At 48.9% G+C, this 21,894-nt stretch carries 24 protein-coding genes and 1 pseudogene; 21 read left to right on the top strand and 4 right to left on the bottom strand.

The window, feature by feature from the left end:
* The 3 genes and pseudogenes from PEL01S_RS21665 to PEL01S_RS21650 all read left to right on the top strand — a co-directional run.
* On the top strand, positions 1-874 hold an 874-nt coding region (locus tag PEL01S_RS21665; RefSeq protein ID WP_255320147.1), incomplete at its 5' end, for a thioesterase domain-containing protein.
* Positions 875-1,011: 137 nt separating this feature from the next.
* Positions 1,012-1,212, top strand: a pseudogene (locus tag PEL01S_RS35755) (transposase); the annotation flags it as partial.
* A 465-nt stretch (positions 1,213-1,677) separates the two neighbouring features.
* Positions 1,678-2,262, top strand: a complete 585-nt coding sequence (locus PEL01S_RS21650; RefSeq protein WP_127461798.1) for a hypothetical protein — start codon at positions 1,678-1,680, stop codon at positions 2,260-2,262.
* A gap of 547 nt (positions 2,263-2,809) precedes the next feature.
* Here PEL01S_RS21650 and PEL01S_RS21645 read toward each other — a convergent pair.
* The 3 genes from PEL01S_RS21645 to hisC all read right to left on the bottom strand — a co-directional run bounded on the left by PEL01S_RS21645 (position 2,810) and on the right by hisC (position 5,823).
* Positions 2,810-3,427 (bottom strand): histidine phosphatase family protein, encoded by a 618-nt coding sequence (locus PEL01S_RS21645; RefSeq protein ID WP_127461797.1) that lies wholly within the window; start codon positions 3,425-3,427, stop codon positions 2,810-2,812.
* 51 nt (positions 3,428-3,478) lie between these two features.
* Positions 3,479-4,369 (bottom strand): dihydrodipicolinate synthase family protein, encoded by an 891-nt coding sequence (locus PEL01S_RS21640; protein WP_127461796.1) that lies wholly within the window; start codon positions 4,367-4,369, stop codon positions 3,479-3,481.
* Between the two features lie 332 nt (positions 4,370-4,701).
* Positions 4,702-5,823: a histidinol-phosphate transaminase gene (gene hisC, locus PEL01S_RS21635; RefSeq protein WP_127461795.1), complete on the bottom strand. Its 1,122-nt coding sequence runs from the start codon at positions 5,821-5,823 to the stop codon at positions 4,702-4,704.
* Positions 5,824-6,050: 227 nt separating this feature from the next.
* Here hisC and PEL01S_RS21630 point away from each other — a divergent pair, with 227 nt between their 5' ends.
* The 10 genes from PEL01S_RS21630 (at position 6,051) to PEL01S_RS21585 (ending at position 14,922) form a co-directional block, all read left to right on the top strand.
* Positions 6,051-6,989 (top strand): COX15/CtaA family protein, encoded by a 939-nt coding sequence (locus PEL01S_RS21630; protein WP_127461794.1) that lies wholly within the window; start codon positions 6,051-6,053, stop codon positions 6,987-6,989.
* A 160-nt stretch (positions 6,990-7,149) separates the two neighbouring features.
* A complete protein-coding gene (gene cyoA, locus PEL01S_RS21625; RefSeq protein ID WP_127461793.1) occupies positions 7,150-8,058 on the top strand; it encodes a ubiquinol oxidase subunit II in 909 nt (302 codons plus the stop codon).
* A gap of 41 nt (positions 8,059-8,099) precedes the next feature.
* Positions 8,100-10,064, top strand: a complete 1,965-nt coding sequence (locus PEL01S_RS21620) for a cbb3-type cytochrome c oxidase subunit I (protein ID WP_127461792.1) — start codon at positions 8,100-8,102, stop codon at positions 10,062-10,064.
* Between the two features lie 6 nt (positions 10,065-10,070).
* Entirely contained in the window at positions 10,071-10,691 is a 621-nt protein-coding gene (gene cyoC, locus PEL01S_RS21615) for a cytochrome o ubiquinol oxidase subunit III (RefSeq protein ID WP_063187114.1), read from the top strand.
* Positions 10,692-11,021, top strand: coding sequence for a cytochrome o ubiquinol oxidase subunit IV (cyoD, locus tag PEL01S_RS21610; protein ID WP_127461791.1), 330 nt, complete (start codon positions 10,692-10,694; stop codon positions 11,019-11,021). It begins immediately after the preceding gene.
* A complete protein-coding gene (cyoE, locus tag PEL01S_RS21605) occupies positions 11,018-11,932 on the top strand; it encodes a heme o synthase (protein WP_127461790.1) in 915 nt (304 codons plus the stop codon). The genes cyoD and cyoE overlap by 4 nt, the downstream gene beginning before the upstream one ends.
* A 32-nt stretch (positions 11,933-11,964) precedes the next feature.
* On the top strand, positions 11,965-12,297 hold the full coding sequence (locus PEL01S_RS21600) for a c-type cytochrome (RefSeq protein WP_239551228.1): 333 nt from the start codon (positions 11,965-11,967) through the stop codon (positions 12,295-12,297).
* Positions 12,298-12,313: 16 nt separating this feature from the next.
* A complete protein-coding gene (locus PEL01S_RS21595; RefSeq protein ID WP_127461789.1) occupies positions 12,314-12,889 on the top strand; it encodes an SCO family protein in 576 nt (191 codons plus the stop codon).
* Between the two features lie 27 nt (positions 12,890-12,916).
* Positions 12,917-13,453 (top strand): thiol-disulfide oxidoreductase ResA, encoded by a 537-nt coding sequence (resA, locus tag PEL01S_RS21590; protein WP_127461788.1) that lies wholly within the window; start codon positions 12,917-12,919, stop codon positions 13,451-13,453.
* A 38-nt stretch (positions 13,454-13,491) separates the two neighbouring features.
* Positions 13,492-14,922 carry an NAD-dependent malic enzyme gene (locus PEL01S_RS21585; RefSeq protein WP_127461787.1) on the top strand — a complete coding sequence of 477 codons (1,431 nt, stop codon included), beginning with the start codon at positions 13,492-13,494 and terminating at the stop codon, positions 14,920-14,922.
* Positions 14,923-15,021: 99 nt separating this feature from the next.
* On the opposite strand, the gene pdxR is transcribed toward PEL01S_RS21585, so the two are convergent.
* Entirely contained in the window at positions 15,022-16,467 is a 1,446-nt protein-coding gene (gene pdxR, locus PEL01S_RS21580) for a MocR-like pyridoxine biosynthesis transcription factor PdxR (protein WP_127461786.1), read from the bottom strand.
* 269 nt (positions 16,468-16,736) lie between these two features.
* On the opposite strand from pdxR, the gene PEL01S_RS21575 reads away from it, so the two are divergent.
* The 8 genes from PEL01S_RS21575 (at position 16,737) to PEL01S_RS21545 (ending at position 21,830) form a co-directional block, all read left to right on the top strand.
* Positions 16,737-17,645, top strand: coding sequence for a helix-turn-helix transcriptional regulator (locus PEL01S_RS21575; protein WP_127461785.1), 909 nt, complete (start codon positions 16,737-16,739; stop codon positions 17,643-17,645).
* Between the two features lie 82 nt (positions 17,646-17,727).
* A complete protein-coding gene (locus PEL01S_RS21570) occupies positions 17,728-18,243 on the top strand; it encodes a DinB family protein (protein ID WP_127461784.1) in 516 nt (171 codons plus the stop codon).
* 124 nt (positions 18,244-18,367) lie between these two features.
* Complete coding sequence (locus tag PEL01S_RS21565; protein ID WP_127461783.1) at positions 18,368-18,937, top strand: YdeI/OmpD-associated family protein; 570 nt, start codon at positions 18,368-18,370, stop codon at positions 18,935-18,937.
* A gap of 141 nt (positions 18,938-19,078) precedes the next feature.
* The gene (locus tag PEL01S_RS21560) at positions 19,079-19,582 is read left to right on the top strand and encodes a GNAT family N-acetyltransferase (RefSeq protein ID WP_127461782.1); all 504 of its coding nucleotides are present in this window, start codon (positions 19,079-19,081) and stop codon (positions 19,580-19,582) included.
* Positions 19,583-19,646: 64 nt separating this feature from the next.
* Positions 19,647-20,072, top strand: a complete 426-nt coding sequence (locus tag PEL01S_RS21555; RefSeq protein ID WP_127461781.1) for a YhfM domain-containing protein — start codon at positions 19,647-19,649, stop codon at positions 20,070-20,072.
* A 63-nt stretch (positions 20,073-20,135) separates the two neighbouring features.
* Positions 20,136-20,801 carry a SanA/YdcF family protein gene (locus tag PEL01S_RS21550; RefSeq protein ID WP_127461780.1) on the top strand — a complete coding sequence of 222 codons (666 nt, stop codon included), beginning with the start codon at positions 20,136-20,138 and terminating at the stop codon, positions 20,799-20,801.
* A 197-nt stretch (positions 20,802-20,998) separates the two neighbouring features.
* The gene (locus PEL01S_RS35340) at positions 20,999-21,130 is read left to right on the top strand and encodes a hypothetical protein (protein WP_010497470.1); all 132 of its coding nucleotides are present in this window, start codon (positions 20,999-21,001) and stop codon (positions 21,128-21,130) included.
* A gap of 118 nt (positions 21,131-21,248) precedes the next feature.
* Entirely contained in the window at positions 21,249-21,830 is a 582-nt protein-coding gene (locus PEL01S_RS21545; protein ID WP_127461779.1) for a DMP19 family protein, read from the top strand.
* Positions 21,831-21,894 lie beyond the last annotated feature (64 nt).

Below are 21,894 nucleotides of genomic sequence, written 5' to 3'. Positions count from 1 at the left end.
CTCGCTAAAGGTGCTGCAATTGCTTACCCAGGTTCATTCGGTCATAGGAGTCAATCTTCCCCTTCATACCGTGTTTAATATGCCGACCATCGAGGAAATGGCCCGTGAAATTAGTAAACACAGGTTTGAAGAAGAGCATGGCAACGATGAGAGTGAGATTATCCGTTTGAATGAGCATGGACCTGTAAATATGTTTTGCTTCCCGCCAGTATCCGGTTATAGCATTGTCTATCATGAAATGGCCAAGCAACTCGAAAATCACTGTGTGGTCTATGGCCTGGAGTTTATTGGTGACCGTTTCCATGGCGAAGAGTTGCTGACCCAGTATGTCGAGTCCATTATAAATATTCAACCGAAAGGGCCTTATATACTTCTCGGTTATTCGTTGGGAGGTAATCTTGCTTTTGAGGTTGCCAAGGCCATGGAGCAACGAGGTTATTCCGTATCGGATATTGTAATGCTTGACTCTTGCAGAAGGACGGATAAAATAGAAAGGTCGCTCAAGGAGATAGATAGCGAGGTCGAGGATGCCCTGAATGAATTCTCCTACCAGCAGCACTTATTCACACCGTCCATTCGGGAAAAAGTAAAAAATAAAATGTATGCTTATTTAACGTATAAGAATGAACTCGTAAATATGGGAACCGTTCAAGCGAACATTCATGCATTAATCGCCGATGGCTCTGTTGCAGGAACCGCCGCTCTAGGGGATACCTTATTATGGAAGTCTTCCTCAATGGCGAACTATACAGAATATGACATTGTCGGTAACCATGATGAGTTGCTCGGCACCGGATTTATTGAGGAGAATGTCAAAGTTCTTCGGCTTATCGTAAACGGCATTATTTCCAAAACACTCACGTCAAATCCGTAATTGGGAAAATGACTGATGGAGAAAGCAACACTTAGGCGAGGTGCAAGTTAATAAAACTGTGCCAGCCGCAGATTAAGAGGGTGTCCCAGAGCCATAAAAATGGCTAGTGGACACCCTTTTTTTGTATCGGAGAGAACAAAAGAAACCTCGTTCGCGTTGTGAATGCCGCCGTGAATCGGCTCGACGACGCCATCTTTGACGCGGCTTACCCCGGGGGTGGTTATGTGGATCGCGGGCAGACAACGTCCAGACTTTCGAACCATTAACCGGTTTCGCTAAAGATCGAAGCCAATGCGAATCGGTACACGTTTGTTTGGGGCAAAGCCGTTGTGAAGCGTCTGTCTTCAAACTATAACTCAAGCAAAAAAAGTGGTAGAATCAGGATATGACAAGAAGATACGAAATACAAGGCGATCAATGGAATATGATTAAAGATTTGTTACCTTTCGAGCGAAAAAAGCAAGGTGGACGACCAGCAAAAAATAATCGGACAATGCTGAACGCGATGCTCTAGATCGCAAGAACCGGCGCGCCTTGGCGCGATTTACCGGACGCGTCATCGGCATGGGGCCGGGGCAAAAGGGCGCAGCAATTTCAGGCCATTGGGCGCTCCAGAGGCGGACTAATAACTCAGAGAAAGACGAATCGTTTGATTATTGATGGGGAACGAGAAGAGTTGACAGCAGATGAAGCCAGGCCGGCATTTGAAGGGTAGTCTGGAAATGTAATTGCTTAAGGAAAAGCGAAATAAAGCAATAGGCACTAGGGATTAAATGACATTACGTTCTGCTCGGAGAAGGTAGATGAATGATGTCATTTTTCATGATGATTTAGGGGGAATTAAGTTGGGCAAAGCCATGAACAACTCCAAGACGATAAATTGCTTAATTCATTTAGATGATGAGTTGAGGAAAGAAAATAACCTGTCACTTGGGCATTACATAGGCATTGATATTTGCAGAGAAGAAGGGTCTAAATACGACTGTACGCCGGATGATGCCATTGTTTTTGCTTTCACTGGAATGGGTGGCGACCATTTTGCCTTTGATACAAAGAATGGACGCATTGAAGACTTGGACGCGGCTCCGATCTTATTTATTCAACCGATGATGTTTGATAATCCTTTAAAGCTGGTTGCACATCATATTCGAGATCTTTTTTCTATCTTTCTTACACTTAAAGAGTTTTATATTTTGGAAAGGTTCGGCAGGTATCACAAAGAGTCCGATATGTTAGAAGATATCGAAAAATATTATAAAGAAAGTAGCATCTCAAGACAGCATGAGATTAGTTTCATTTCGGAACGGTTACAAGATCGATTAAATATTGCGCCAATTCCAAACTTGTTTAAATATATAACCGAAATGAATGGTGAGAGTACTTTATGAAAAGTAAACGACATCTAAAGTATATTTACCATGACGCTATGATTACCGGATTGCAACTTCGAGACGATCGCACAGTTTGTTTTTATATAAATCTTAGTACCCTTTTTTATAAGGAAACAAAAAATAAAGTTATTTTGGAATTGCATCAGATTTTAAATTACGAAGATTTCTTGGAGTATTTATGTATTCATGAATTGTATTCATTTCAATTGGAGTGCACACAGAGACTTGACAAATTTTTGCGAATAGATGGAATTATGCTTGCGACGAATACGATCCATGGAAATCAGTTAATTACAATAGATATAGATCACTTAGGAGCATTTGGATTATGTCTAAAGGCAGTGCATGAAGAAGGCGTCACAGAAACTAACGACGAATACAGGTTCTAGTAAAATCAATAGCAAACGACCCGGAAACCCATGAAAGGAAACGCATGGGTATGAGGAGAAATCATGAAGTCGGCGGCTTCCAGGAATACCGCTTTTACACGCGCAAAAACGTTCCGGTCGCCGCCAATTGTTTTTTGCGAGCTTGATCGGCCGGATTATTCCCGGTAGTGAGAAGTGTCGCCATACAATTCGATTTTGGGCACCTCGTCATTCATAATAATTTTGCATAAGGCTGTCGGGTGGATATCGGGCATGTCTCCAATCTCATGCAGCTGCTTCCCCAAAAAATAACTCATGATGACTTTTAAAGTGATCCTGTGAGTTACAATAAGCACTTGCTGGCCTTGATGCTCTTCAAGGATCCGGTTAAGCGCAGGGATCGTTCTTTCAAGCAATTCCGAATAGCTTTCCCCATGACCTGTGGGACGGTACAAATGCGGCTCGTTAAAAAAATGATCGTACGGAATGGGAAATTGTTGTTGAATTTGATCGATTTGTTGACCTTCCCACAGTCCCATATTTATTTCTTTGAGCGAATCGAGCGTCGAGATTGGTACCGGACGATTGCCCGATACAATTCGAGCTGTGTGAAACGCTCTTGGGCTGGAGCTGGAATAAATGGCATCGAAGTGGACACTCTCCAAGCGCTCCTTCAACCATTCGGCTTGCCGCATCCCGTAGTCGGTAAGAGGAGAATCCAGATGGCCTTGCATTTTCTTCTTCGAATTCCATTCCGTTTGACCGTGCCGGGTTAAATACATTGTCGTTTGCATGATGTAAAGCGCCTCCTCATGGTGTGGGTTATCTTAGGCCTGCATGCCGGATCATTTCCACATGCTTCCTTGGAACAGGCGGGTATGATTCCTGCTAGCTTCGCAACTGACCATCGTCATAGGCAGGCGGAGTCGGTCCGAGCGGATATATCCGCGTTGAGTGAGAAGCCATTTCAATGGAGCGGGAGTCGGCTCCGAGAACAGAAATTGAACAAGCGGCAGCAACTGGCGAAACAACTGATTGGAATCATCTATTTTTCCAGCCCGGAAAAGCTCGTACACCTGCACAAACTGCTCGCTATCCAGGTTGGCGCTTGCCACAATTCCCCCTTTGGCGCCACAGCACAAAGAAGCGAAAAAAAGCTCATCTTCTCCGCATAAGACTGGCTTGGTCATGCTTCGGGCCAGCCGGAACATACGCCTTATATGGCCTGTACCCTCTTTTAGACCAATGACATGCTCCATTTCCATAATGACTTTTACCGTTTCCAGATCCAGCGCGACTCCGGCACGATGAGGGGGATCGCACAAAATAATGGGCAGGTCCGCTTCGGCTAGAGCTTGAAAATGCCGGATGACAGCTTGCTGCGATGGAAAATGGAAATCGGGCGCGGCAACGAGAGCGGCATGTGCTCCAAGAGATTTGGCTTGCGCCGTTCTTTTAACGGTCGCGAAAGTGTTGCTTGCACCTGTTCCAACAATCAGCGGAATGGCTCGCGTTGCTGCAATAGCTTGGCGCGCAGCTGCGATAAGGATTTCGAACTCGCGGGATTCAAGCACGGGGGATTCCCCTATCGTTCCATTGACAATCAATCCGTGAATTCCTTTGCCTACCAATCGTCGGATCAATTCTTCAAACGATCGGATATCCAACTCCCCGCTACGATCAAAAGGCGTAACGACGGGAACCACCACACCGCGTAACGTATTTTCTGTAAGCACAGCGCGCCACCTCCGTTCTCCCCACGATGCGATGCATGCTAATGAATGTAAATCATTTCTCCCCAAAAGTAACCACCCAATTGGAGAAGTCCTATACCAATCCGGTTCGACCGGGGAAGCGATTGGTGCAGAAAAGAGCGGAATGGATGGTTACTGGCCGAGGCATTGCCGTTATATTGGGGTATCATAGTAATCAAGTCGGAATTGGGCGAGAGTGGGGACGTGGAGTGGTGCCGGAAACGAGCGCACGCCGTTAATCTCGCTGGTTACCTGTTTGTTTATGTTTGGTCCGTGCTGCTGTATAAAAAACTATGAACTGAAGCGAGCCGAATCTAACGTATTGAATTACGATGCAGGATCTCCGTTAACTCCTGAATCAAGGCGGCGTTTTCCGATTCGCTTCCCACCGAAACGCGAGCATGTGAGGGAAGATTCCAAGTGCCGCCGTAGCGGACAATGATCCCTTTGTGAAGCAGTTGTTCATAAATGGCTTTGGCATTCAAGCCAAGCTCCACCAGCACGAAATTGCTCATACTTTCGATGAACGGCAGGCGAAGTTTTTCGAAGGCGCGGTAAAGCTGCTCGCGGCCTTGCGTATTCGCTTGAAGCGACAAGCGGAGATGCTCGTCATCATGGAGAGCCGCGGTGGCTGCAGCCTGCGCCAAGGCATTAACATTAAACGGTTCCTTCACCTTGAGAAGCTGCCGGATAATGACTTCGGGAGCCGCTCCGTAACCGACCCGCAAGCCCGCTAATCCGAATATTTTGGAAAAGGTCTGAAGCACGAGAACCGGATACCCCGCGCGGACGAACTCCAGCCCGTCGGTATAATCCTCAGCTGTAGCGTATTGACTGTAAGCCGCATCGAACAGCACAAGAATATGTTTTGGCAGAACATCCAGCAGATGATGCAGGACCGATTTGGACAAATACGTGCCTGTAGGGTTGTTGGGGGAGCAGATGCATAGAATTTTGGTGCGTTCCGTAACCGCTTCGATAATGGCATCCATGTCGAAGGCAAATCGTTCCCCGAGCGGTACGGGAACGATGGTTGCTCCCATTAGATGCGCCCCGAATTCATACTCGCTGAATGACGGAGTAAGTACGATCATTTCATCCCCAGGCTCCAAAAACGTCTCGCAGGCAAGGGTAATCAGCTCATCCCCGCCATTGGTCACGATGAATTGCTCCGGCTTCATATCTAGCTTGGAGGCCATAGCCTGCTTTAAGTTCGACGTGCTTGCATCCGGATAACGATGAATGTCCGCCAAGGAGCAATGAATGGCTTCCAATGCTTTAGGAGAAGGGCCTAGCGGATTTTCATTAGAGGCCAGTTTGATGACTCTGGTTAACCCGAGCTCGTTTTGCAGCTCCCAGATGGGCTTTCCCGGAGTATAAGGATGGATATGCTGAATGGTTTTTCGCGCTTTAACTTCCAGGTTGTTTTCAGACATGACAAATCACCTCGTGTTCTAAAATCTCCAAGCCTCTTTCTTAATGTAAGTCCGCCTCCTTTGTAAGTAACCATCCAATCCGTTTTCTTTACACCGATCCAGTTTTAGCGTTCATTTGGATGTCCGGGTGCCCATTGGCTGGAACAAAAAGAAGTGAACTGGATGGTTACGCTCCCGCCTCCTTCCGTTACGATATCGTGCGAGACGAACAGAAGAGGTGATAACATTTGATATCTTTCCGTTACCGCTTGTTAGCATGGACTTCATTCATCGGTATGTTTCTTGTGCTGCTGGCCGGAGCTTTGGTTACAAAGACCGGTTCCGGGCGCGGCTGCGGAGATGACTGGCCTTTGTGCAGCGGGAAGTTTATTCCGGCCTATACACTGGAGTCCATGATCGAGTATTCGCACCGCATGGTTACCGGAGTCGTGGGGATCGTTGTTCTTGTGACGTTTCTGTATACATGGCGGCGCCTCAAGCATCACCGGGAAGCTCTGGGGTATGCCGGTGGAACGCTGCTGTTTACGATCGTCCAGGCATTGATGGGAGCAGCAGCGGTGAAATGGCCGCAACAGCCGGCCGTGATGGCGCTTCATTTCGGCATATCGTTGCTTGCAGTTGCCAGCAGCATGCTGCTGGTCGTATGGAGTTACCAGATGAAGAAAGGAACGGAAAAGCCGCCATCCGATTCCGTCCCGCGTTTTATTTATTCCGCAGCCTGGGGGATCTGGATCTATTGTTACGGTGTCGTTTATTTGGGAGCCTACATCCGTCATATGGAAGCGGATGGCGGTTGCATGGGCTGGCCGTTATGCAATGGGCAACTGATCCCCTACTTGTCCGGAGCTTCGGGGATTGTCTTCGCGCATCGGGTTGCCGCGGCTGTTCTGTTTATGTTTATTGCCGCCTTCTATGTGTTTGTTCGCCGCGGCACATTCAAGCAGCCGCTTTCAAGATTACGGACGGGTGCCGTCTATGCTCTCGTTCTCGTTACCGGACAAATCGGCAGCGGCGGCCTGCTCACGGTAACGATGAACAACGAAAATGTCTATCTATTTACAAGTCTTCTCCATAATGTGATGGCAACGGTCTTGTTTGCCGTGCTGACGGATATCGCCATCTGCTCATGGAAGCATCGAAAGGTACAAAACTTTAGCTCTTCCTAAGCTAGGAAGAGTCTTTTTATGGAGAAACGATGTCGTATTTGTTTCATTTTGTTGAACATGGTCGGTTTTTTGACTTGGCCAGTGGATGGTGACACCTCTACCGTTCCCCTTTAAAGTAAGGCGTGATCATAATCACGCAATGCGATAGGAGATGAGTAACATGAAGACACCCAAAGCGCTCCGCTGGTTCGCGTCCATATCCATGCTGGCGATGCTGCTCTTGACAACGACCGGGTGTGCGGAAAACATGATCGTGCTCGATCCCAAAGGGCCGATTGCCGAACAGCAGCGGGATTTAATGGTGATTTCCACGGTGCTGACTTGCATTATTATCGTGCCTGTCCTCGTGCTCACGGCAATCATCGTTTGGCGTTACCGGGACAAGAAAGGCAGAAAAGCGAAATATACGCCGGACTGGGAGCATAGCACGAAGCTGGAAACGATCTGGTGGGGGATTCCGATCGTGATCATTACCATTCTGGGCATCATTACTATTAAGAGCACGTATGCCCTGGAACCGTCCAAGCCGCTCGAATCGGATAAAAAGCCGCTGACCGTTCAAGTAACCTCGCTGGACTGGAAATGGTTATTCCAATATCCCGAGCAGGGAATCGCGACCGTGAACCATGTCCAGATCCCGAAGGGCGTACCGGTCCGCTTCGAGATTACGGCCGATGCGCCGATGAATTCGTTCTGGATTCCGCAGCTTGGCGGGCAGATGTACGCGATGTCCGGAATGGCGATGACGCTTTATTTGCAAGCGGACGAGCAAGGACAATACTGGGGATCGGGTGCGAACTTTACCGGAAAAGACTTTGCCAAAATGTTCTTCGACGTGAAATCCACTTCACAGGAAGAGTTTGACCAATGGGTACGCGAGGTCAAAGCATCGTCTCCGGCGCTGACGCTGGAAGGCTATAAGCAGCTGGCGCTGCCTTCCGCTTCGGACGTGAAGACATTCTCCGCGTTTCCGGAAGGCTTGTTCAATATGACAGTGACCAAGTACGCTTCCTCGCACAATCACGGCTTGTCCTGGAAGGACATTCAGAAGATCAAGATCCAAGAGTAGCGGGCTTCGCTTCGAATTGAAATGTAAGGAGAGAGTGGTCCATGTGGGAGAAAGTTAAAAGCTTCGCCTCGGAATTTTTTGTGACGGGCGACCCGATGATTTACGGCGCGGATGTCGCTATCGTGATCACGATCATCGGCGTTGTATTCGGACTTACCTATTTAAAAAGATGGGGCTGGCTGTGGCGTGAATGGTTGACAACCGTCGATCATAAAAAAATCGGAATCATGTACATGTTCGCCGCTTTCCTGATGCTGTTCCGCGGTGGTGTGGATGCGCTCCTGATGCGGGCGCAGCTGGCGATGCCGGAGCTGAGCTTCCTGGCGCCGGATCATTATAATCAGATCTTCACCACGCATGGCGTGATTATGATTTTGTTCATGGCGATGCCGTTCATGTTCGGTTTGTTTAACGTGATGGTGCCCCTGCAGATCGGGGCGCGCGATGTCGCCTATCCTTTTCTGAATGCGCTAAGCTTTTGGTTATTTTTCGCGGGCGCGATGCTGTTTAATTTGTCCTTTGTCATCGGAGGGTCGCCGGATTCAGGGTGGCTTGCTTATCCGCCTTATTCGGAACGCATGTTTAATCCGGGGGTCGGTCAAGATTTCTATATCTGGGGAATCCAGATCTCGGGGATCGGCAGCTTGATGACCGGTATCAACTTTATCGTGACCATTCTGAAAATGCGGGCGCCCGGCATGAAGCTGATGAAAATGCCCATGTTCCCGTGGTCGGTGTTATCGAGCTGTATCGCGATTATATTTTCGTTTCCCATCTTGACGGCCACCTTGGCGCTGCTCTTTCTGGACCGTTATTTGGGCGCGCATTTTTTCACGCTGGACGGCGGCGGCAACCCGATGATGTATATCAATCTGATCTGGATGTGGGGTCACCCCGAGGTATATATCCTTATTCTGCCGGCCTTCGGCATTTTCTCGGAGATCGTGAGCACCTTTGCGAAGAAAAAGCTGTTCGGCTACAAATCGATGGTGTATGCCATGATGATCATCAGTATTTTATCGTTTCTTGTATGGGCGCATCACTTCTTCACGATGGGCTCCGGCGCAGATGTCAACGCATTCTTTGCGCTCACGACGATGCTGATCGCTATTCCGACGGGCGCCAAAGTGTTCAATTGGCTGTTTACGATGTTCCGGGGAAGAATCACCTTCGAGACGCCCATGCTGTGGACGATCGGCTTTATCGTGTGCTTTATCATCGGTGGGCTGACAGGAGTGCTTCTGTCGGTCGCGCCTGCGGATTTTCAATTCCATAATAGTTACTTCCTGATCTCGCATTTTCACAATACGATCATCGGCGGCGTCGTGTTCGGTTATTTCGCCGGCTTGTATTATTGGTGGCCGAAGCTGTTCGGCTTCAAGCTGAACGAACGTATCGGCAAATGGGCGTTCTGGTTCTGGAATATCGGATTTTACGTTTGCTTCATGCCGCAATATGTGCTCGGGTTGATGGGGATGACGCGGCGCCTTGTGACGTACGGCTGGGATAAAGGATGGTGGGAGTTGAACCTGGTCTCCACCGTCGGGGCGGCTTTGATGGGCATCGCCTTCTTGTTCCAATTATGGCAAATTGTATACAGCATCAAGCATTTTCAAAAAGACGAAACGGGCGACCCGTGGAACGGACGCACTCTGGAGTGGTCAATTCCTTCCCCGGCGCCTCACTATAATTTTGCTACGTTGCCACAGGTATCTTCTCAGGATGAATGGTGGGAGGAGAAGCAGCGTAGAGCACGCGGGCAGCTTGCTCCGGTTCGGCCGAAGCTGGAACCGATCCATATGCCCAAAAATTCAGGGATTCCTTTTGTGATGTCGATGTTCTGGTTTGCAGCCGGATTCGGTTTTGTATTCGACTGGCTCTGGCTGACGGTCTCCGGTCTGGTGGGGGTAGCCGTGTGCATGCTTGTTCATTCCTTCAACTACAAAACCGATTACTATATCCCTGTTGAGGAAATTAAACGCACGGAAGCTGCGAGGAGGAGGTAACCAAGAATGGCTCAAGTAAACGCACATGCCCATGGTCATGTATCAAGCTCGGAGCATCACGACCATCCGGATCTGGAGGAAATGCGCACATTCGGCTTCTGGATTTATCTGATGACGGACGTGATTATTTTCGGTACTTTATTTGCCACCTATATCGTCCTGCAGGGCAATCGAAACGGCGGGCCCGGGCCTGCCGAACTGTTCCAACTGGGCGGTATTATTGCAAGCACATTTATTCTGCTGACGAGCAGCTATACAAGCGGTCTTGCCGTGCTTGCGATGCACAAAGGAAAACTTAAAGCGCTCATGGGATGGCTCGGAGTGACGGTATTGCTCGGTGCGGCCTTCATTGTGCTGGAGGTCAACGAATTTATTCATCTGGTGCACGAGGGAGCGACCATTAGCACGAGCGCATTTTTATCGGCCTTCTTTACCTTGGTCGGGACTCATGGGCTTCACGTCTCCCTCGGATTGGTCTGGATGATTGCGCTGATTATTCAGCTTGCGAAGCACGGAATCACGCCGGTAACCAAGCGCAAAGTAAACGTGATCAGCCTTTTCTGGCATTTTCTGGATGTCGTGTGGATCTTCGTATTTACGATTGTTTATTTGATGGGGGTGAGATAGATGGCGCAGCATGACGTAACCACTCCGCATGACGCCGAAAGCCATGGCACGTTCAAATCGTATTCGACCGGCTTCCTGTTCTCCATCGTATTGACGATCATTCCCATCGCCGTCGTCATGTCCGGCTGGGTTCAGGGGGTGGCGAACACCCTCGTTCTGATGGCGGCAGCCGTGCTGCAGTTCGTCGTTCAATTGATCTATTTCATGCATCTGCGGGAGGAGAAAAAGCCTCGCTACAACCTGGTGAGCTTGATTTTGGGCTTGATCATATTGCTGCTTGTCGTCGCCGGTTCGATGTGGATCATGCTGTACAATATGGTGGCCACATGAGCAGGTCGTCCGTAAATGCAGCGGCTGCGGTGAGCAGAGACAGGGGGAGCATAAGCGACTGGATTCAACTGACCAAGCCCCGAATTCTGCAGCTCAATCTCGTTGCCGCGTTTGGCGGATATTGGCTGGCTTCCCGATGGATGGCGGACTGGGGCCTGTTGTGTTGGATGCTGCTGGGTACCACGTTAACGATGGCCTCCTCGTGCGTCATAAATAACATTTGGGACCGGGCGCTGGATCGAAAAATGAGCCGGACGAAGGATCGGCCCCTCGCGACCGGACGTTTGCACATCAGAGGCGCGCTGGCGTACGCCCTGGCGCTCGGAATAGCGGGAGAAGCCGTCCTGTTCTGGAAAGTCAACGCGCTGTGCGGCTGGCTCGGATTGCTCGGCATGTTTGTCTATATCGTCATTTACACGATGTGGCTTAAGCGCACCTCGACCTGGAGCACGTCCGTTGGTGGCGTGTCGGGCGCCATGCCGCCGGTTATCGGTTATTGTGCGTTTACCCACGAGGTTGACGCGGGCGCTTTGCTGTTGTTCGCCTTGTTATTCCTATGGCAGCCCGCCCACTTCTGGTCGCTTGCCATCCGGCGCGTTGACGAGTACCGGGCGGCGGGCTTCCCGCTTTTGCCGGTTCGTAAAGGGGTGCCTCGGACGAAGCTGCAAATGATCCCTTATGTCGTTCTGCTTCTTCCGACCACGGTGCTGATCTACGCGTACGGATATGCAGGCGCTATGTTCCTCACGGTCTCTTTGCTGGCCGGTCTTGTCTGGGTGTGGCACACGTTGACGGGGCCGGCGGCATCGGATAACGGGAAATGGGCCAAAACCAACTTTCTGATTTCGGTCAATTACTTAACGGTGGTCTTTATTATTATGATTCTGGACACTACGGGCCGCCCAATCTAATGAGGATAAATGGGGAGAGGGAGAGGATCGTTTTGCGGACGTCGCTTCCGTTTTTTCTGATTGTTGCAATGTCAGCAGTTGCCCTATCCGCGTGCAGCAGTCAGGCAACCGATCAAGGGAAAGGGATGACCGTTTCGGCAGATGTAAAAGCAGAGGCGATCTATAAGAAGCAATGTTTGTCCTGCCATGCGGCAGATCTCAGGGGGAAAGTAGGTCCGGGCTTGCAGGAGATTGGCTCCAAAATGACGGAGCAGCAGCTGTTCGGGATCATACAGGATGGCGCAAGAGGCATGCCGGCCTTCAAGAAAGTGCTGAGCGCCGATGAACTTCAGGCTTTATCGCAATGGCTCTCGACAAAGAAATAGGGCAAGGGGGGATTCGGTGAAAAAAGCGTTCTTCTTCGTCATATTGGGAATCATCCTTGTCGTTGTTTCCGCTTGCGGCAGCGGCAAGTCCAAACAGTTGAATTACGAGGTTAAGGCTTTCGAGGCCGTCAACCAAGACGGGAAAGCGGTGTCCTTGTCCGATTTGAAAGGTAAGGTCTGGATTGCGGACTTCGTATTTACGTACTGCACAACGGTGTGTCCGACGATGACGGCCAATATGTCGGAATTGCAAAAGCGGCTGAAATCGGCGGGCGTAAAGGCGGAGCTGGTCTCCTTCTCCGTTGATCCAGAGCGCGACAATCCGGAGGCGTTAAAAGCTTACCTCCAGAAATTTGACGCCGATTTCTCGAATTGGCATGCATTAACCGGATATCCATTCGACGAGATCAAAACCTTCGTCCTGAGCTCGTTTAATACGGTTGTGGCGAAGGATACGTCCTCCGATCAAGTCATTCACGGCACTTCGTTTTTTTTGGTCAACCCGGCGGGTACGGTTGTAGCCAAGTACGACGGAATGACGGATACGCCATACGATAAAATATTGAAGGATATTCAAGCGCTGCAGCGGTAGGGATTCCGGCGGGGAGGAGCTGATCGATTGGAGAGAGCTTTGCGCTCGTCTTGGACGCGGGCGTTAATGCTTGTCCTAATCCTGTTCGCCATCGGCTATGCGGTATTCCAATCGCTGGCGGGTAAACGCGAAGAGGTGGAGGTGGGCCAGAAGGCGCCGGATTTTGCGTTAACCAATTTGCAGGGGGAAACGGTGCGATTATCCGGCTACGGCGGGACGGGAGTTCTTCTGAACTTCTGGGCTTCCTGGTGTGACCCGTGCGTCAATGAAATGCCGCTGCTGAACGAAGCCTACGGACAACTGTCGGGCGTTGAAATCGTTGCGGTCAATATGGGAGAGACGAAGGAAAGGGCAGGCGAATTTGCCGAACGTCATCGCTTGAAGCTCCCTATCCTGCTTGATTCCCAAGGCGAAGTGAAAAAACGGTATAAAATTAGCGGCCTACCGGCAACGTTTCTGATTGACGACAAGGGGCGAATCGTGCAGAAGTTCTCTGGGGAGTTAAGCCGTGCCGATGTCATGAATTTCATGGAACGCATTCAGCCGAAGTCTGGACGCAACTAGCTTGCGCATCAAAATGTCTAAAAGAGGAGATGCTGCTCATGCACACGCATACGCCGCTCGGAACGGGGACAAGCATTATTTTGAGGTTGGAGTATGATCAAGGAGTTGTTAACTTTGGAACTATCGCATCGGCATTAAGCGATTCCGGCGGCGATATCGTTGCGATAGACACCAACCGGGTGAGCTCTGCGAAAACCGTAAGGGATATTACGGTCAATCTGAACGACTCGCACGATGTTGACCGCGTAGTTTCCTCGGTTGAACAGCTTCCCGGGGTTAAGCTGATTAACGTATCGGACCAGACCTTTCTGATGCATTTGGGCGGCAAAATCGAAATGCATCCCAAGGTGCCGATCAAAAATCGGGATGACCTGTCCCGTGTCTACACGCCCGGCGTAGCCCGGATTTGTATGGCGATCCATGATGACCCTTCCCGGGCTCATACGTTGACGATTAAACGAAATACGGTAGCCGTCGTCTCTGACGGCTCTGCCGTTCTCGGGCTCGGAAATATCGGTCCGGAAGCCGCCATGCCCGTCATGGAAGGCAAAGCCGTGCTGTTTAAGCAGATGGCCGGCGTCGATGCCTTCCCGATCTGCCTGAATACGCAGGATACGGACGAAATTGTTGCCATCGTCAAAGCGATCGCTCCGTCATTCGGCGGTATCAATCTCGAAGATATTTCGGCTCCGCGCTGCTTCGAGATCGAAGAACGGCTCCAGAAAGAGCTGGATATCCCGGTATTTCACGACGATCAACATGGAACCGCCGTTGTCATCCTGGCCGCCTTGTTAAATGCCTTGAAGGTCGTCGGCAAAAAGCTGGAGCAATGCCGGGTTGTCGTGTGCGGGGTCGGGGCGGCAGGAATGGCCTGCTCCAAAATATTGCTGGCCTCCGGGGTGACGGACTTGATTGGCGTTGACCGTCACGGAGCAATTGTTCGTGGAAACGATTATCCGCATGAAGTATGGAATTGGTTTGCCGAGCATACGAATCCATTCACGGTTCAGGGCAGCCTCTCCGAGGTGATCGAAGGAGCGGACGTCTTTATCGGATTGTCCGGTCCGGGAGCGCTGAAGGCCGAAGACGTGAAACGGATGGCGGCAGACCCGATCGTATTTGCTATGGCCAATCCGAACCCGGAAATTATGCCGGAGGAAGCCGAGCCTTATGTGCGTGTCATGGCTACAGGGCGCTCAGATTATCCGAATCAGATCAATAACGTCTTATGCTTTCCCGGTATGTTTCGCGGCGTGTTAGATTGCCGAGCTTCGCAAATTACGGAAACGATGAAGCTTGCCGCTGCCTATGCGATTGCCTCCGTGGTTAGCGACGAAGAATTAAATGAGCAGTATATTATTCCAAGCGTATTTAATCATCAGGTGGCGGATCGAGTCAGCAAGGCGGTTATCGCGGCAGCCTGCGATGCCGGGGTAGCGCGCCGCAGCCGGGACTCCCGCGATATCTGAAGCATGTTAGCCCAAGTTCGGCACAAGTGCTAATAAGGATAGTAAAAAAGGTGAATGAAAAAGCATGTATTCATGAATACAAAGCTTTCATTCACCTTTTTAGTTGGATTGGGCAAGAACGGCCCGAAGCGCTGCGGCAAACTTGGCGATGCCCGGAACGATTTCATCTGTCTTCGGCCGTGCAAAAGTGAACCGCACAAAACCGGAATCCGAGCCGTAGACGCTCCCGGGAACAAAGATGACGCCATGACGAATCGCTTCTTCGAACAGCTTGTTATCGCTCACTTCGGGTATGATTTTACACCACAGATGCAAGCCTCCTTGCGGAATCGAAAAGCTGACCAGATCTGGCAGCTCTTGCCGAAGCGCGCTTATCAACAAATCCCGCTTGTAGAGCAGATGCATTCGCAAACGTTCCAGATGAGGCTGGACATACGGAGACTTTAAGAACTGCGCGGCCACCTGCTGCGGAACGACGCTAAGTCCGAAATCCATCTGCTGTCTGGCATCCGCCAGCCGGTCGACAACGGAATGAGGAGCGACCATCCATCCGACACGCAGCCCGGATGCCGCGATCTTGGAAAAGGAGCCGATATAGAGAACCGAACCGATTGGGTCCATCGATTTGAGCGGCTGCGGCGGCATCCCATTATAAGCCGTCAAGCTAAAAGGATCGTCCTCGACGATAGGGAGTCCCAGTTCGCTCGCAACGTCAAGCAGCTCGATACGGCGTCCGGCATCGAGGGCAATGCCTGTCGGATTCTGATAATTCGGATTGACGAACACCATCTTGATCCGGTGCTTTTTGTAAAGGGAGCGAACGTCCTCGGGCCGGATTCCTTTCGCATCGACGGGAAGACGGAACAATCGAAGTCCGGCCGATTGAAATATAGGCAGCGAATAGCAGTAGGAAGGATCTTCGATGGCCACCGCATCCCCAGGAGCCAGCAGGCATTGGGTAATTAAATATAACGACTGCTGGGAGCCGGATGTAATAAGAATCGACGATTCCGTCGTTTGAATTCCCCGGTATTGACTTAAATACGTGACGAGTGCTTCACGAAGCGGCCCAAATCCTTGCGGATTGGCATATCCGAGATAGGCCGTATAGTGGTTTTCGTCCATAAGCGTATTAATCTCTTTCACCGGAGAGATGTCCGCGCCAAGCTCCCCGCTGGCAAAATCAATCAACGTGTTATCTTGTTGAAGAGCTTCCCGGACCCGTCGCAAAAAAGGCAGATTAGGCAGGAAGCTTCCGCCTTCGACATACCGGTGCCAGTTCGGGGTATGCTTCGGAGTCGCTCCCCATTTATACTTGCTGACCCGGGTTCCGCTTCCCGTACGGCTCTCCACGATCCCAAGCGCGCGCAGCTCCGCATAGGCGAGAATCACGGTGCTTCGATTGACCCCCAACTGCTCGGCTAATTTTCGTTCGGAAGGCAGCAGACTGCCCGGCGGAAACTCGCCATATGAAATTCGCCGTTCGATGTCATCGGCAATCTGCTGATATAGAGGCTGGTTACTGTGACGGTCGGGCTGCCGCATGGGTTCATCCCCTCTCCTGGTGATTTCTATCACAGAATCATTTTCATCATAACATCGGGTTTATAAATAAAACGCCGCTTTTTTCATCAAAAGCATGGCGAATCTATAGCAATCCATTGAACATGGATGGGGACTTTGTCGAAGAATTGGATGGTTCGGCTGAGCCGTGGAGGCGTTCCGATGAAAGGCCAATCCCAAGATGAGCAAGAAAAAATCTGTGATATAATGATGGGCAGGAATACGAAATGGACTGACGGGCGGGGATATGCATGAAATTGGAGCGATTGATCTCCATCATCTACAAGCTGCTGAACCACGACGTGTTGTCTGCCTCCATGCTGGCTGAAGAGTTTCAAGTTTCCCAAAGAACCATCTATCGGGATATCGATGTGATCTGCGCTGCGGGCTTCCCGGTCGTATCATATCAGGGAACGAATGGCGGATATGGCATGATGGACGGATACAAAATGGATAAAAGCCTGCTCGGTTCATACGATGTCAATTCCCTGATTACCGTGCTCAGAAGCCTCTCCACCGTGTTTGAGGACGAGCGCGCGCAGGGGACCATCGAAAGACTGCAAACGATTGGACCGGAGCATCATGTTACGAGTCTGTCCGTAGACTTGGAAACCAGCCGCACGGAGCCCGACGCGCTTCGTCATTTACGTACGGCCATTACCCGGCGAAATATCGTCCGCTTTGATTACATCAATGCAAAGAATGAATGCACGACCCGTGATATGGAACCGCTGCGGCTTCATTTTAAATATCGGAATTGGTACATTTATGGGTTTTGCCGAACTCGGCGAGATTATCGGGAATTCCGACTGTCCAGGTTGATGAATTTGTTCGTGACGCAGGAAACTTTTCAACCGCATCAGGAGGTGCCGAAAAAGGCTGCTTTGTCAAACCAAGCTCAGTTGGAGGATGTAGTGATCCGGGTGGGGACGGAGGCTTTGGCAGAAGCGATGGATCAGTTTCACCAGGTGGATAAGCAATTTCATGCCGATGGAAGTATGACGATGCGAATTCCTGTTTATCAACCATTGGAAGCCCGATGGCTTTGGACAATTCTGCTTGGTTTTGGCAGCGGCGCCGAAGTTCTGGAGCCTCCTGCACTGCGAGAAATCTTAAAAGAACAGCTTCAGAATGCGCTCAAACTTTATGAAGATGTATGACAGACTGGTGTCATACATTTTTTTTTATTATAACGACAGGAACAAAATCAAATCCATGACAAGTCAAAAGGAGACGATCCAAATGAATCATCCGGTACAAATGTTCGATTACCATGCGTGGGCTACTCAAACCCTCTTGGGACGAATCAAGGAGCTCCCGTCCTCGGTGCTGCAACAAGAAGTAAACACCTCGTTTCCCACCATTGGCGAAGCGTTCGCGCATATCTATGCGATTGACAAGTGTTGGCTTCAGGTTCTGAGTGGCACCAGTATGCCCAAGGCGGTGGAAGAGTGTCTTCCACTTCAACAAGAAACACTTCGATACTCTGTCGATGAATTCGCGAATACCTTTAGTGAGTTAGCGGATGAATACAGAGCATGGTTCCGCAAACAAGACGACTTGGAGCAAATTATTGTGCTCGAGAATCCGTACGCCGGACCGCGCAACACTCGATTATCGGAAATTGTGCTGCAAGCGGTCAACCACGGTACCTACCACCGAGGCAATATTTCGACCATGCTGCGCCAGCTGGGTCACGCATCCACGATGAACGACTATTCACTTTTTTGGTATCAGCAGCCTGCGGAGTCCATTTAATCTCTGACTGTTTTAAATCCTCAGCTGGAACGTATTAATAGTCTAAAAGGGTCGATATTTCTGGGAACAGAAAAATCGGCCTTTTATCACTCTCCATACCTGGAAAGGAGAATGGATTTTAGCTATGGAAATTGAAAATCTAATTACAGTAAAATCGAGAGAAGATTTGAGGGAATGGCTACAGGAAAATTGTAAGACGGAAAAATCTTGTTGGGTAGTGGTTGGTATTACGCAAAAGCCCGATACGCTGTTATATTTGGACGCGGTCGAAGAATCTTTGTGTTTTGGATGGATCGATGGAGTCAAAAAGAAAATATCTGAAACTGAGCTGGCGCAGAGACTTTCTCCTAGAAGTAAAAGAAGTTCATGGACTGAATTGAATAAAGAACGTGTCCGCCGCCTCGAAAAGTTGGGATTCATGAGAGACGAAGGAAGAAAGGTTTTACCTGATATGGGCCTTGATTCTTTTAAAATAGATAGGGTTATAGAGCAAAGGCTAAAAGAGGAAAAGCTAGTATATGAGAATTTTATGGAATTTCCAGATCTTTATAAAAGAGTTCGGATCGACACGATACAAAGCATTAAGAATCAGCCACAATTATTTAGGAGCAGGTTAGACAAATTCATAACAAATACTAGAGAAAACAAAATGTACGGTCAATGGCATGATCATGGACGCCTACTAGATGATTAAGATGCGCCTTCTCGCGGCCGACCGATGGCTTAATCATCACACTTGAAGTATAGCAAAGAATGGGAATAATGGTGTAAAATATGTACAACGTAAGCTCTGAGTCTGCCGCTCCGAAATTAAAGGATAAAGGAGGCGAGTCCGGTGAATATCAGATTAGCCTCTGTTCGTGATATTGAAGGCATAGCCCGGGTACATGTCGAGAGCTGGAAGTCTACTTACAACGGGATCATATCCGAATCTTTTCTGTCTAATTTAACCGTGGAAAAAAGAACGAAGAATTGGAAAGTGATTTTCGACAATCTTACTGAAGATGGAATCATCTATGTTGTTGAAGATTTGGGAAGCATCGTGGGCTTTGTTCATGGCGGGAAGAGCAGGGGGCCCGATTTTGAATACGATGCGGAGTTGTATGCCATTTACCTATTGAAGGAAGTACAGAGAAACGGCTACGGAAAGCTGCTTTTTGAGCGTTTCATTGAAGCGCTGAAGCAAAGAAACTATCGATCGTTCATGCTTTGGGTCCTTGAAGACAATCCTTCGGTTGAGTTCTACAAGAAACAAGGCGGACAGTATCTAGGCAAAAAAGAAATACAAATCGGGGAAGATAAATTAACTGAAATCGCGTTTGGATGGAGAGGGATTTAGAAGGAGCCGTAAAGAAGAAATAAAACTGATTCTTCAAAGACAAAGCTCTTTATTCCGGGATGTGATGAACATTAAAAAGGCCCTAATGGTTTTATTTGCCCTGTGGATGTTCGGGGTATTGGCAGGTTGTGAAATCAATACCAACAATCTATTGGAAAATAAAGCGATCAGCTCCATTGATTTGGAGTGTAAGAATCAATGCACGCTGAGTGACGGAACCCCTTTTATTCATCGGGAATTTAAAGAGGAAGCCGAACTGAAACTGTTTACGGACGCCATACAGAAAGCCGAGAAGATGCCGGGCATTCTTCATTATGATGTAATCTTTAAAATGCGGGTTACCTTTGAAGACCGCACAAGCAAAATGTTTTATTTGAACATTTCGAATACGACGGATTTACAGACCGGCCTGCTTATTGAGCAATCGAAATCGGAAACAGGCTATCAAATTTCATCCAAAATAAGCGAGCGACTAAGGGAAACGATTTAAAAGACAAGAGCGTCTTAAGACCAGCACGGCGTACATCACTAAAACAAGTCTGGGGTAATTTTCGTGAAGCGTTTAAAAAAACTGGGAATCATCATCACTAGCCTTATACTTATTGGAGCAGGGTCAATTTTTGCAATAAATTACCATGTCAAAGCATATGCCAATCCATATATGAAGAACATCAACGAATTGCCTAATGCAGACGCCATATTGGTGTTGGGAGCCTATGTGTACCCGGACGGCAGGGTTTCGGATATGCTGCGAGACCGGCTTGAAACTTCAATCGAAGCATACCGGGAAGAAAAAGCTCCTAAAGTCATTGTCAGCGGCGATCATGGAAGACAAGATTACGATGAAGTCAATACCATGAAACAATACCTATTGAATCAAAATTTAAAGAACGAGAATGTGTTTATGGATCATGCAGGCTTCAGCACGTATGAAAGTCTATACAGAGCGAAGGAAATATTTAAAGTAAATAAGCTTATTATCGTAACCCAAGACTATCATCTTAGCAGGGCCATTTACATAGCAAGGAAGATGGGGATCGAAGCCTACGGAATAGCGGCGGATAAAAGGTCGTACGGGGATACAAAAAAATATAAGATTAGGGAAGTACTGGCGAGAAATAAAGACTTCATCAATGCGAACATCCTTAAACCGCGTCCGACTTATTTAGGAGACGCAATACCGATTACCGCCGATGGAAGATTAACAAACGACAAATAAATAGGGTTGTGACAGGCCCTCCTGCTGCGAATCCCGTCGGAAGCATTGGCATTTTTGACGAAGTCGTCTTGACTTCGCTTTTTTTTGTGTGTTGGCGAGCCATGTCCACATGGAGTATTTAGTTTAAGCGTCTGTCAGACGATGTAAATAAAAGGAGGAAATATTATGGCTGTCAGCACAACAAAGGATGATGAGCGATGTTCGAGCTAGAAGTTAAAGATGTATTCAAGATCACCGGCCGAGGATACGTGATTGCAGGAGAAATTACCGAAAGTGGCGCGATTTTAAGAAATGGAGACACTTTGATTAATAAAGAAGACGAAAGCTGAACCATATTGGATTTTTGAACGACATTTCAGACGAAGCGGCAAAAGCTTTAGTCGGAAAAAGACTGTGTAAAGAATAAAAGACAGCGCTGTATTCACGCGGCAGAGCCAAGGAGGACAAATGGAAACCCATCGAGCCATCTTACGAAGATTGCTGCCCGACGATAAAGAGCTAATAAATGCATCCGCTGATGAAATTATGGATCACGTCGCTTCAAATAGGTACAGACAGGAAAACATTCAACTGAAGGATGAGGAGGTCTTCTTTGAGCTTCCGGCTTTGCTTCGGGACATCGTGCTGCTCATCGATTTCGATACCGAATTAAACATGAACGGCATCCTGGGATTTTTGGAAAACTCGACCGGAAAATATCTTAACGAGACCATCGAAGCGCTGGAACGCATCGGAGCGGTTTGTGACGCGGACGCTATGAAAGCCATCAAACGGATTCTTGAAAACTATAACTTGAGCACCGGGCAGCTGCATCGCGATCTGCAGGACTTGGAGCCGTATGAAATCAATCATTTCAGGCAAGTCCATGCGATTGCGGATGATGAATTTTTCGAAGAAATCCAGCACGCCGCTGATAAGTTATCTACCTACAGTCAGGAAGAAAATATATTCGATCATTTACTTACCTATATCGAGGCTAATAAAAGGAGCTTCGTCGAGGACGTGCAGGCTATGCTCTCCGAAAAATAAAGCTTGAAGGTAACGTTACGTTACCGGATATAATCGCCATAGGGTTAATTTTTCGGGATACGGA

It is taken from the genome of Paenibacillus elgii NBRC 100335 (assembly GCF_004000865.1).
In the GTDB taxonomy this organism is placed as follows: domain Bacteria; phylum Bacillota; class Bacilli; order Paenibacillales; family NBRC-103111; genus Paenibacillus_G; species Paenibacillus_G elgii.
This window is presented reverse-complemented; position numbering and strand designations above follow the sequence as displayed.